This is a genomic window from Stenotrophomonas sp. STEN147 (assembly GCF_056757995.1).
On sequence record NZ_JBRRCG010000001.1, the window covers coordinates 260995 to 273023 of the forward strand.

The window sequence follows — 12029 nt, forward strand, 5'->3', positions numbered from 1 at the left end:
TTGTCGCTTACAGGCGCACCAGCAGGTTCTTGGCGATCAGGCCATGCAGCCTGCCGATGCCGCGTGCCAGGTGCAGCGTCAGCAGCAGCAGCAGGGCACCCGCCGCGGCGACCACGATCCCGACCAGCGGCGAGGCAGCCATCGGCAGCACGTTCACGCCATCAACGTACACGCCCGGGATTTCCCCGCTGAAGATCGCTGCCACCGGCGCCCAGATCAGTCCCAGCGACAGCGACAGCAGCGTCACCGCGATGGTGAAGTAGACGATGCCCAAGGGCAGCATCAGCACGAAGTACAACAGGGTCAGCCAGGTGCGGCCGTCGGTGAACATGTCGCCGATACGCTGCAGCCAGCTGCGGCTGCGGTCGGTGTAGCGCGGTCGCCGCGGCATGCGCTCGCCCAGCAGCGCCTCGACCAGGCGCCCCTCCAGCAGTGCCAGCCCGCGCACCGAACCGAAGAACAGCACGGTCAACGGCACGCCGATGATCAGGATCAGCAGGCCGAGCGACAGCGACAGGCCGGTCACCACCCAGGTGAAGAAGAAGATGCCGGTGGCCAGCGACAGCAGCATGTAGAACAGCGCGCCATAGGTGTGCGGATCGGCCACCACGCCAAAGAAGCGCGACAGCAGCGAGCGCGGCACCGGCACCGGCGGTGCCGCGGCCGGTTCCACACCACTGGCCTCGGCTGCCACACGCAGCACCGGCGCGGTGTCGGCGCGCGGCGTGCGCAATGCGCGGTTCACGGTGACTTCCGTTTCGCGGTAGATCTCCGCCACTTCATCCGGCGCACCGTAGCTGCCGGCCACATCGGCAATCACCTCCGCCTCGCTGCGGCCGGGCTGGGCGGCCAGCTCGGAACGCAGGTATTCCTCGGCGTCATACAGCGCGTCCTGCACCATCGCCGGATCGGCGCCCTGCAGCGCCGCGCGCAGCTGCGCCAGGTACTGCGGGATGGTGGTCGGCAGGGCGCGGCCTGCCAGGCTCGGGTCGTTCATTGCGGTACCCCCTCCAACACGGAATCGACGGAATCACGGGTGGCCTGCCAGGCCTGGCGCCACTGCGCCAGCACTTCGCGGCCACGGTCATTGATGCGGTAGTAGCGCCGGGGCGGCCCGCTGCTGGAGGGCTCGACATGGCTCTCCAGCAGGCCGCCGTTCTCCAGGTTGCGCAGCACCGGGTACAGCGCGCTCTGCTTGCCACTCAGCACGCCCTCGCCCACGCGCTCCAGCTCCTTGGCGATGAGGTACCCGTACAGCGGCTCGCCGGTACGGGCCAGCACCGCCAGCAGGGCCAGCGACACGGTTCCGGCGCTGAGCTCCTTCTGGAACTTCTTCAGGTGGATGTCGTCTTCCGACATGCCCGGCCCTCCACTACGTTGAAGTCCACAGTAGTGCGAAGTTCGGTATAGCGAATGTGTCGTTAGTCATCCTGCCGGTTGGCGTGGCCCTGCGCCTCGCGCAGAATCGGGGGCTCGTTCATGTTCCGGGGTTTCCATGCCGCACCGTCGTCGCCTTGCCCTGACCGCCCTCGCCCTGGCCTGCCTGTTGCCCTCGCTGGCCAGCGCAGCGACGCCCTACCGCAGCCCGCAGCAGATCCTTGACGCCTCGGCCGCCAGCGATTGGCGCACCCCCGACCCGGCCAACCTGCTGTACATGGATCTGCCTGCCGGCCGGGTGATCATCGAACTGGCGCCCCAGTTCGCACCACGCCATGTCGCCAACATCCAGACGTTCGCCCACGAGCACTTCTGGGACGGCACCAGCATCTACCGTTCGCAGGACAACTTCGTCGTGCAGTTCGGCGATGCCGACGCCGATGACCCGGCCAGGGCCAAGCCGTTCGGCAGCGCCGCGCGCAAGCTGCCGGCCGAGTTCGAGCGTGCCAGCGCCGGCCTGAAGGTGAGCGTGCTGCCGGACCGCGATGGCTGGGCGGCGCAGACCGGTTTCGTCGATGGCTTCCCGGTCGGGCAGGATCCGCAGGCCGGCAAGGCCTGGCTGGCGCACTGCTACGGCATGCTGGGGGCCGGTCGCAACAACGACGAGGACAGCAGCATCGGTGCCGAACTGTACGTGGTGACCGGGCAGTCGCCACGTCAGCTGGACCGCAACATCACCCTGGTCGGTCGCGTCCTGAAGGGCATGGAACTGCTCAGCGCGATCCCGCGCGGCCCGGCGCCGATGGGCTTCTATGAAGACCCGAAACTGCGCACGCCGATCATTTCGATCCGCCGAGCCAGCGACGTGGCGGCCGCCGAACGCACGCCGATCCAGGTGTTGCGTACTGATTCAAAAGCTTTCGCCGATACCGTGGAGGCGCGACGCAATCGCGTGGATGATTTCTACAAGCGTCCGGCCGGGCATATCGATCTGTGCAATGTTCCGGTGCCGGTGCGGTGATGATTCCTGCGCGTGACGCGTGCTGAAGGTGCTTCACTGTTCATGGGCGTTACTTTTCTTTGTACGCAAAGAAAAGTAACCAAAAGAAACGTTCCGCCGACCGCGAGCCGATGCGCGTTGCGCATCGGTACCCTGCGCTCCTCGGCCCGTCGAGGGACGGCGCGGGAACTCGCTGCGCTCAGACACCCGCGCCTCTTCGCCCTCGCCGGACCTGCGGTGCTCGGCTCGCTCAAGGCGGACCCAGATCAAAGTCCACAGCTGCACCCAGCAGATCCACGTCAAGCGTGGATGCTGTTGCTGTTGCTGTTGCTGTTGCTGTTGCTGTTGCTGTTGCTGGTGATCTTGACCTTCAGTCCGCCTTGAGCGAGCCGAGCATCGCAGGGGAATCAGGGGCGGAGAGGTGCCGATGTCTGAGCGCAGCGAGTTCGGCACCGTCCCCTGATTCACCGAGAAGCGCAGGGGACCGACGTGCGAAGCACGGCGGCTCGCGGCTTGGCGGCGCGTTTCTTTTGGTTACTTTTCTTTTCGCGCGAAAAGAAAAGTAACGCCCATGAACAGTGAAGCACCTTCAGCACGCGCCACGCGCAAAACGCCAACGCCTCAGCCCTTCTGACTCACCGCCACGCTACCCAGAATCAACGCACCCGCAATCAGCATCTGCAGCGTCACCGGCTCACCCAGGAACAACCACGCGAACGCCGCACCGAACAGCGGAATCAGGTAGGTCACCGTCGATGCACGCGACGGGCCGATGCGGCCAATCAGACGGTAGAACATCAGGAACGCCAGCCCGGTGCAGGCCACGCCCAAGGCAATCGCCGCGCCCCACGCCTTGAGCGGAATCGCGGCCTGCGGCCAATGGCTCACCGCCATCGGCAGCATCCACAGCGAGGCACAGGACAGCGTCGCCGCCGCCGCGGCAGCAGACGGCAGGCCCGCCATGTGCCGCTTCACCAGGTTCACCCCCAGGCCGTACAGCAGCGATGCCGCGGCGCCGGCCAGCACGGCCGTGCCGATGCCCAGGCCCGAGACCTTGGCCGTCGCCAGCACCACCACGCCGGCAAAGCCGACCAGCAACGCACCCGCGCGACGCATGCCGATCTTCTCGCCGAAGAACAGGAAGGCGATGAGCGCGGCAAACAGGACCGTCATCGCATTGCAGATCGCACCGATCGCCGCCGGTGCGTGCTCGGCGGCGTAGGCGAACAGCACGAACGGCAACGCCGAGTTGACCAGGCCGATCGGCGCCAGCCACAGCCAGCGCCGCGGCGGGAACTGCGCCCGCGCGCGCCACAGGAACGGCAGCAGTACCAGTGCTCCCAGCAGCAGACGCACCTCGACCAGGGCGAACGGGCCGAACGATGGCACCGCCACCCGCATGAACAGGAACGAGCACCCCCAGATGGCGCCCAGCAGGGTCAACTCCAGCGGTGTGCGCCAGTCGCGCTCGGCCGCCTGCGGGACCGCATTCATGCCCTGCCTCCGTCCATCATCCACTCCTCGGTTGGTACCACAGGATCAGACGCAGACGCCCGCCGCACAAGCGCGTAGTATCGCTGCCAGCCACAAATATGGTTTGAGGCTGGACATGCAGCTACGCCCTTCCCTGCTCCCTGCCCTGGCCGTGTTCGCGGTCGCCGCGCGCCACCAGAACTTCGCCCAGGCCGCGCAGGAACTGCACCTGACCGCCAGCGCGGTCAGCCACCATGTCCGCCGCCTGGAAGAGGTGCTGGAAACCCGCCTGTTCCTGCGCCATGCCCGCGGCGTGCGGCTGACCGCCGAAGGCCGGCAGCTGGCCGACGCCGCCAGTGCGGCGTTCACCGATGTCGCCGCCGTCGCCCACAATCTGCATCCGGATGCGGACAGCGTGCCGCTGCGCATCACCACCCTGCGCTCGCTGTCGTACTGCTGGCTGCTGCCACGCCTGCCGCGCTTCACCCAGGCGCATCCGCACATCCGGGTGGAACTGCACACCGGCAGCGGCCTGGACCGCTATGACGACAACGGACCGGAGGTCGGCATCCGCTATGGCCTGGGCCAGTGGCCGGGGCTGCATGCGCAACACCTGATGGACGACAGCCTGTTCCCGGTCGCCTCGCCGGCGCTGCCGGGCGTGGAAGCCCTGCACGATCCGGCGCGCATCGCCGAGCTGCCGCTGCTGACCGATCTGTCGCCGCAGGGCTGGCGCGACTGGTTCCGCCATGCGGGCGTACGCCCGCCCTCGCCGCTGCCGCCGATGCACACCTTCGCCGACAGCACCGATGCGATGCGGGCGGCGGTGTACGGCATGGGCGCGGTGCTGGCGCGCACCCACATCGCCCAACCCTACCTGCAGCGCTACGAGGTGGTGCGGCTGCCCGGGCCCGCCCTGAAGGCCCGCTATGCGTATTACGTGGTGCATGCCGAAGGCCAGCCGCCCAGCCCTGCCGCACGCCTGTTCATCGATTGGCTGCTGGCCCAGGCACAGGACGACCGCACACCGATCCCGGCACTGCCCGACAGTCTGCTCGGCCGCGCGCCCACGCCCGGCTGACCAGGCCCTCACCCGGTCTTTGCCCATCGCTGGCTACGCTGGGGATACCTCCACAACGACCTGCATCTGCCATGGCCCTGCTGCGAATGCGCATCACTGGAACCGAAGACGACGCCCGTGCGATCAGCGACCTGCTGCTGGGCCTGGAAGGCATCGAACATGTCGAGGAAACCGACGATCTGATGCCGCACATGGACGACGATGACTCCAGTTCGGCAGGACTGTCCGATGACATCGGGCCGGGCATCCACGAACTGGAAGTGGAGGTGGGCAACGAAAGCACCGCGCAGAAGGTTCGTGACGCGGTGCAGGAGCTTGCGCTGGAGCTGGACGTGTTCGTCGAATACGAGACCGACGAAGGCTGAGGATCGCCGGGCGTGGCCCGGCGAACACGCGCGTTACGGCGTGCGACGGCGGCGACGCAACCCGGCCCTCACCCCCCATCCTGCGATCAACGCCAGTACCGCGACCGGCAGCAATGCAGCCGCCGCACGGATCAGGAAGGCGATACTGGTACTGAGGATGCTGCCCGACTCGCTCAGCGCATCGCCGATCTCGCTGCGGCCGCGCTCGCCGGAGGTGGTACCGAAGTGCAGCGTCAGCAGCTGCGTATCGATGCGGCGACGCTGCTGCGCGGCGTCCTTGCTGGCCTGCTCCACCCCCGCCTCGATCTCCGACAGGCGCGTGCTGATCGCCAGCAGATCCTCGATCTTCAGACCGCCACGGTCCTGGTAGGCAAGCAAGCGTGCGTGTTCCTTCTCCAACCGTGCCTTGGTCAACGCGGTATCGGCCACCTGCTGTGCAAGATCCTCGGCGCGGGTGGTGCGCGACTGCAGTGTGCCGCCCTCGCCCGCCAGGCCGATCAGGGGCTCCACGCCCTTCGGCGCGATGCGTACACGGACCTCGCCGCTGGGTGAATCGCCACTGCGCTGGTCCACCTGCAGCACCGCACAGTCGCCGAACTTCGCACTCTGGCAGGCCTGCGCGACCTGCTGGATGCGCGGCGCGATGGTTTCCGCGTCCAGCTGTACCTGTACGTCGTGTTCATAGGCCAGGAAGGCGCCTTCGGGCGACGCCACGGCTTCGGCTGCGGCACCACCGCCACCGGCCGCGTGCTCCACCTTCGCGCAGGCCGCCAGGGCCAGCACGAGTGCCGGCACGGTCAATGCGCCCACCCATCCACGCCGGACCGTCACGCTGCGGCTCCGTCGTAGGAGGTCACCGACAGGCCGGCCAGATCGACCTGCGGCAGGCAGCGCACGTTGACCGCCACCATCGCCGCACCGCTGCGCGGATCCACGGCCTCGCTGTACGGTGCAGTGCCGCACTCGCGGCAATGGTGGTGGTCGATGTGGTGCCTGTTGAACTGGTAGGTGGCCACATCGGCTGGATCGGTCTGCAGCTGGAATGCCTCGCGCGGCGCAAACCACAGCAGGCTGCCGCGGCGGCGGCACATCGAGCAGTTGCAGTCGATGACGTCGCTGATCGGGGCCTCGGCCTGCACCGTGAATGCGATCCTGCCGCAATGGCAGCTTCCCTGGTATTCCATGTCCTTTGCTCCGCTGGCGGGTCCGTGTAGGTGCCCATGGTAATCCTATGGCACGGGGACAAAGCAGCCTTCGCGGCCTATGCTCGGGGTTTGACCCCGTACAGGAACGCCGATGCGCCCGCATCTTCTTGCCCTCGCCCTGGTCGCCGCCCTCGCCGGCTGCCAGCAGGCCGACGCCCCGACCGCCGGTTCCACCTCCGCCGCCAGCCAGCAGGCCGGTGACGCGGCAGCCGATGCGGCCTTTGCCGATCTGTCCAAGCGCGCCCTGGACACCTGGATGCAGTTGTCCCCGGTCAGCGCCACCCAGATCGGCGACCACCGCTACGACAGCGAGATCGACGACCTGAGTGCGGCCGGCCAGCAGAAGACCGTCGCCGCCTACAAGGCATTGCTGGGCGAGCTGGACAGGATCGACGTGGCCAAGCTGGGCCGGGAGAACCAGGTCGATGCCGCCATCCTGCGCAACCAGCTGCAGTCGGAAATCTGGAACGCCGAAGTGCTGCAGTCCGGCAAGTGGGATCCGCAGCTGTACAACGGCATCGCCGGCAGCGCGATCTACGGCCTGATGGCACGCGAGTTCGCGCCGCTGCCGGAACGGCTGAAGTCGGCCACCGCGCGCATGGAAAAGCTGCCGGCGATCTTCTCCCAGGCCCGCGAGAACCTCGATCCGGCGCGTGTGCCGAAGATCCATGCCGAAACGGTGGCCAAGCAGAACAAGGGCATTCTCAGCATCGTCGATACCTTCATCACCCCGCATATCGGCGAACTGCCGCAGGCCGACCAGCAGCGCCTGCAGGCCGCCATCGATGGCCTGAAGAAGGCCGTGGACGAACAGCAGACCTGGCTGGACAAGACCCTCGTGCCGAACGCGAAGGGTGATTTCCGCATCGGTGCGGAGAAGTACGACCAGAAGCTCAAGTTCGCCCTCAGTTCTTCGCTGTCGCGGCAGGAGATCGGTGAGCGCGCGCGTGCCGAGCTCAAGCGCGTGCGCGAAGACATGTACGGCATCGCGCAGACGGTGCTGAAGGACAAGCCGGGTGCGCCGGAGATGCCGGCGCAGCCGACCGACGAGCAGCAGCAGAAGGCCATCGAGGCCGCGCTGGAACTGGCCTACGCCGACAAGCCGGCACGTGACAAGGTGGTCGACGACGCCAAGGCCGCGCTGGACCAGTCCACCGCGTTCGTGCGCGAGCACGACCTGATGACGCTGCCGGATGCGCCGGTGGACATCATCCTGATGCCGGAATTCCAGCGTGGCGTGGCCGTGGCCTACTGCGATTCGCCGGGCCCGCTGGACAAGAACCTGAAGACCTTCTACGCGGTGTCGCCGATTCCCGACGACTGGAACGACAAGCAGGTCGATTCCTTCCTGCGTGAGTACAACTCGCGCATGATCCACCTGCTGAGCATCCATGAGGGCACGCCGGGCCATTACCTGGAAGGCTGGCATTCGGCCAAGTTCCCCTCCACCCTGCGCGCGGTACTGCGTTCGGGCCTGTTCGCCGAAGGCTGGGCGGTCTACACCGAGCGCATGATGCAGGAGCAGGGCTACCTCGACAACGATCCGCTGTTCCACCTGGTGCAGCTGAAGTTCTACCTGCGCACGATCTCCAACGCCATCCTCGACCAGGGCGTGCACGTGGACAATTGGGATCGCGAGAAGGCGATGCACCTGATGACCCACGACGCGTTCCAGCAGGAGAGCGAAGCGGCCGGCAAGTGGGTGCGCGCGCAGCTGACCTCGGCGCAGCTGCCGACCTACTTCGTGGGTGCGCAGGAGCACTTCGACACCCGCAAGGCGATGCAGGACAAGCTGGGCGACGCGTTCAACCTGAAGGCCTACCACGACCAGATGCTGTCCTACGGCGCACCGCCGGTGCGCTTCGCCCGCCAGCTGATGCTGGACCAGCCGATCGAGTAAGCGGCTGCGCTGGATGTGGATGATGAACGGCCCGGGCAACCGGGCCGTTCTTCTTTCTACTGGTCGGCCGCCACGAACCCGCCGGTCTGCCGTGCCCACAGCCGCGCATACAGACCACCGGCCGCGATCAGCTCGGCATGGCTGCCGGTTTCCACGATCCGGCCCTGGTCCATGACCACCAGCCGGTCCATGCGCGCGATGGTCGACAGCCGATGCGCGATCGCGATCACCGTCTTGCCTCCCATCAGTTCGTCCAGGCTGTCCTGGATCGCGGCTTCCACTTCCGAATCCAGCGCCGACGTCGCCTCGTCCAGCACCAGGATCGGCGCGTCCTTCAGCAGAACGCGGGCAATGGCGATGCGCTGGCGCTGGCCGCCGGACAGCTTGACCCCACGCTCGCCGACATGTGCGTCGTAGCCACGACGTCCCTGCCCGTCCACCAGCGTGTCGATGAACGCTTCGGCACGCGCCTTGGCGACCGCAGCACGCAACTGATCATCGGTGGCATCCGGGCGCCCGTACAGCAGGTTGTCGCGGATCGAGCGGTGCAGCAGCGAGGTGTCCTGGGTCACCACGCCGATCTGCTGGCGCAGGCTCTCCTGTGTGACATGCGCGATGTCCTGGCCATCGATCAGGATGCGACCGCTTTCCAGGTCATACAGCCGCAGCAGCACATTGACCAGGGTCGACTTGCCGGCACCGGAGGGCCCGACCAGGCCGATCTTCTCGCCCGGCTTCACCACCAGGTCCAGGCCGGCAATCACGCCTCCCTTCTTGCCGTAGTGGAAATGGACATCCTGGAAGTGCACGCCACCCTGGGTGACCTGCAGCGGCACGGCGTCCTCACGGTCCTGCACGGTCAGCGGCTGGGCGATGGTGGTGATGCCGTCCTGCACCGTACCGATGTCCTCGAAGATGCCGTTGATGGTCCACATGATCCAGCCCGACATGTTGTGGATGCGGATGACCAGGCCCGTCGCCAAGGTGATCGCGCCGACGGTGATGTGGCCACCGTTCCACAGCCACAGTGCCAGGCCACAGGTCCCGGCGATCAGGAAGCCGTTGACGATGGCGATGGCCAGGTCCATGCCGGTCGTCACCCGGGTCTGCGCGCGGTGCTTGACCGCCAGCTCCTGGATCGACTCGGCCACGTAGGCCTGCTCGCGGCCGCCATGGGCGAACAGCTTCAGCGTGGGGATGTTGGTGTAGCCGTCGACGATGCGGCCCATCGCCTTGGAGCGTGCTTCCGAGGCGATCCATGCCCTCTCCTTCGCGCGCGGCACGAAGTAGACCATGATCACCGCATAGGCGATCAGCCACAGCAGCAACGGCATCATCAATCGCCAGTCGGCCTGCGCGAACAGATACAGCGCGGTGCCGGTATAGACCACGATGTACCAGAGCGAGTCGACCATCTGCACGGCCGATTCGCGCAGCGACGTGCCGGTCTGCATCACACGGTTGGCGACGCTGCCTGCAAAGTCGTTCTGGAAGAAGCTCAGGCTCTGCCTTACCACGTAGTTGTGCATCAACCAGCGCGAACGATTGCTCAGGCCCGGCACGATGGCCTGGTTGACCAGCAGGTTGTGCAGGCCGACCAGCACCGGGCGCGCGATCACGGTGATGAACAGCATCCAGCCCAGCTCATTGGCGTGACGCGTGAAAAAGCCGGCACCGGGCTGCTCGGCGACCATGTCGACGATGCGGCCCAGGTAATCGAACATCGCCACTTCCACCAGCGCCAGCAGCAGGCCAGCGATCAGCGTGGCCAACAGCACCGGCCACACCGGGCGGAGGTAGTGCAGGTAGAACGGCAGCACCCTGCGCGGCGGCATGCGCCCGTCCACGGGCGGGAACACCGGAATCAGGGATTCAAACCAACGGAACATTGCATTCCCTCGCTTCTTGCAACCGGCGGAGTATCCCATGCCGGATGTGTACGCCAACCGACGATGCGCGGTGCCGGTAGCACCGGGCCATGTTCTCCGGGCATGGTCCGGCGGCGTCAGTTGACTACCCATCGCGGTAGCGCCGGGCCATGCCCGGCGGCGTCAGTTGACCGGGGTGAACAGCAGGTCCTGGAAGTCGAAGCTGAAATCGGTCAGGTCGGAGATCGGCTGCATGCGCACCTCGCGCACCTTGCCATCCGGGTCGAGACTGATGTTCACGAAGGCATCGGCATTGAGCGAACGGTCATCCCAGCGCACGATGAAGGTGTCGTGCTGCCAGTGCTCCAGCCGGCCGCTCAGCTGCGCGGTCTTCATGAAGCGCAGGCGCAGCCCCTTGCCTTCCGTGCTGATCTGCATGTCGCCATACCAGCGGTCGCGGAAAGTGCCGGTGTAACCGGCCAGCGGCAGCGAGGGAGTGCTGCCCCTGACACGCGCTGCCTGGTGCTTGGCCCAGGCCTCATCGGCCTTGTCCTGGCCCTTGGCCACGGCCTTGGCATAGGCGTCCACCCAGTCGTGCTTCTCCGCACCCAGATAGGCATCGAGCACGCTCAGCGTGATCGCGTTGAACGCGGCGCCCACTTCCTGGTTGGTCAGCACCACGACGCCCAGCTTCTCGCCCGGCACCAGCGTCAGCCGCGAGACCATGCCGGGCCAGCCACCGGTGTGCCAGACCAGCTTCTGCCCGCGGTAATCGCTCAGGCTCCAGCCTTCGCCGTAGCCGGCGAAGTTCGGCCGCGCCGGTGCCAGCTCCGGCACGCTCGGCGCCGGAATCGACTGCGGCGTGATCATGCGCCACATCTGCTGCTGGCTCTTCGCGGTGAACAGCGGGCTGCCATCGGCCAGCGCGCCCTCGGCCAGCTGCACCTGCATCCAGCGCGCCATGTCGTGCGCGCTGGAATAGATGCCGCCGGCTCCTGCATTGTTCGACCAGGTCAGCGGTGCGACGGTGCGCAGATCCTTGAAATCGTACTTGGCGTGTCCGACAGCCGCCTTGTCGCCGGGTCGCAGGTGGTCGGCGTTGTAGCGCGTGCCCGCCATGCCCACCTTGTCGAAGATGCGGGTCTGCAGGAACTGCTGGTAGCTCATGCCGGAAACGTGCTCGATCACCTGCTGGGCGACGGCGTACAGGATGTTGTCGTAGGCATAGCTCTCGCGGAATCCCCCTTTCAACGGCACCTTGCCCAGCCGCTCCACCACTTCGGCATTGCTGTAGGCGGTGGCCGGCCAGAACAGCAGGTCGCCCGCGCCCAGGCTGAGGCCGCTGCGATGCGAGAGCAGGTCACGGATCGTCATCTGCCCGGTCACGAACGGATCGGACATGCGGAACGACGGCAGGTGGTCAATCACCTTGTCGTCCATCTTCAGCTTGCCGTCCTCGGCCAGCAGGTTCAGCGAGGTGGCGGTGAACGCTTTGGTATTGGAGGCGATCGCGAACAGGGTATCGGCCTGCACAGGATCCGGCCTGCCCTGCTCACGCACGCCCCAGCCGCGTTCCAGCACCACCTTGCCGTCCTTGACCACGGCAACGGCGATGCCCGGCACGTCGAACTGCGCACGCACGCGCTCGACGGTCGCATCCAGATCCTGCAGCTGCGGGGGCGTTGCAGCATTCGCCATGGTCGTGCAGGCCAGCAGCACGGCTCCTCCAATCCAGGTATTCATCCAGAACCATCTCCGAG

Annotated in this window: 12 protein-coding genes; 5 read left to right on the top strand and 7 right to left on the bottom strand. The window is 66.7% G+C overall.

Features of this window, described 5'->3' with window-relative positions; translation table 11 throughout:
* Positions 1 to 7: 7 nt before the first annotated feature.
* Both ACVOKU_RS01235 and ACVOKU_RS01240 read right to left on the bottom strand, forming a co-directional pair.
* A complete protein-coding gene (locus tag ACVOKU_RS01235; protein ID WP_193395605.1) occupies positions 8 to 997 on the bottom strand; it encodes a sensor domain-containing protein in 990 nt (329 codons plus the stop codon).
* Complete coding sequence (locus ACVOKU_RS01240; RefSeq protein ID WP_053519902.1) at positions 994 to 1359, bottom strand: PadR family transcriptional regulator; 366 nt, start codon at positions 1357 to 1359, stop codon at positions 994 to 996. The genes ACVOKU_RS01235 and ACVOKU_RS01240 overlap by 4 nt, the downstream gene beginning before the upstream one ends.
* 136 nt (positions 1360 to 1495) lie before the next feature.
* Here ACVOKU_RS01240 and ACVOKU_RS01245 point away from each other — a divergent pair, with 136 nt between their 5' ends.
* Positions 1496 to 2398: a peptidylprolyl isomerase gene (locus ACVOKU_RS01245; RefSeq protein WP_481558828.1), complete on the top strand. Its 903-nt coding sequence runs from the start codon at positions 1496 to 1498 to the stop codon at positions 2396 to 2398.
* A gap of 12 nt (positions 2399 to 2410) precedes the next feature.
* Positions 2411 to 2761, top strand: coding sequence for a hypothetical protein (locus ACVOKU_RS01250; RefSeq protein WP_481558829.1), 351 nt, complete (start codon positions 2411 to 2413; stop codon positions 2759 to 2761).
* 237 nt (positions 2762 to 2998) lie between these two features.
* On the opposite strand, the gene ACVOKU_RS01255 is transcribed toward ACVOKU_RS01250, so the two are convergent.
* Positions 2999 to 3871 carry a DMT family transporter gene (locus ACVOKU_RS01255; protein ID WP_481558830.1) on the bottom strand — a complete coding sequence of 291 codons (873 nt, stop codon included), beginning with the start codon at positions 3869 to 3871 and terminating at the stop codon, positions 2999 to 3001.
* Between the two features lie 115 nt (positions 3872 to 3986).
* Here ACVOKU_RS01255 and ACVOKU_RS01260 point away from each other — a divergent pair, with 115 nt between their 5' ends.
* Both ACVOKU_RS01260 and ACVOKU_RS01265 read left to right on the top strand, forming a co-directional pair.
* The gene (locus tag ACVOKU_RS01260; RefSeq protein ID WP_053518793.1) at positions 3987 to 4931 is read left to right on the top strand and encodes a LysR substrate-binding domain-containing protein; all 945 of its coding nucleotides are present in this window, start codon (positions 3987 to 3989) and stop codon (positions 4929 to 4931) included.
* Positions 4932 to 5002: 71 nt separating this feature from the next.
* The gene (locus ACVOKU_RS01265; protein ID WP_053518791.1) at positions 5003 to 5296 is read left to right on the top strand and encodes a hypothetical protein; all 294 of its coding nucleotides are present in this window, start codon (positions 5003 to 5005) and stop codon (positions 5294 to 5296) included.
* A 33-nt stretch (positions 5297 to 5329) separates the two neighbouring features.
* On the opposite strand, the gene ACVOKU_RS01270 is transcribed toward ACVOKU_RS01265, so the two are convergent.
* A complete protein-coding gene (locus ACVOKU_RS01270) occupies positions 5330 to 6127 on the bottom strand; it encodes a DUF4349 domain-containing protein (RefSeq protein WP_481558831.1) in 798 nt (265 codons plus the stop codon).
* Entirely contained in the window at positions 6124 to 6480 is a 357-nt protein-coding gene (locus ACVOKU_RS01275) for a GFA family protein (RefSeq protein WP_053518787.1), read from the bottom strand. The genes ACVOKU_RS01270 and ACVOKU_RS01275 overlap by 4 nt, the downstream gene beginning before the upstream one ends.
* A 112-nt stretch (positions 6481 to 6592) precedes the next feature.
* Here ACVOKU_RS01275 and ACVOKU_RS01280 point away from each other — a divergent pair, with 112 nt between their 5' ends.
* Entirely contained in the window at positions 6593 to 8401 is a 1809-nt protein-coding gene (locus tag ACVOKU_RS01280) for a DUF885 domain-containing protein (RefSeq protein ID WP_481558832.1), read from the top strand.
* A 56-nt stretch (positions 8402 to 8457) separates the two neighbouring features.
* Here the strand turns inward: ACVOKU_RS01280 and smrA are convergent, their stop codons facing one another.
* Entirely contained in the window at positions 8458 to 10290 is a 1833-nt protein-coding gene (gene smrA, locus ACVOKU_RS01285) for a multidrug efflux ABC transporter SmrA (RefSeq protein ID WP_074900932.1), read from the bottom strand.
* 162 nt (positions 10291 to 10452) lie between these two features.
* Complete coding sequence (locus ACVOKU_RS01290; RefSeq protein WP_065174683.1) at positions 10453 to 12012, bottom strand: serine hydrolase; 1560 nt, start codon at positions 12010 to 12012, stop codon at positions 10453 to 10455.
* Positions 12013 to 12029: the final 17 nt, after the last annotated feature.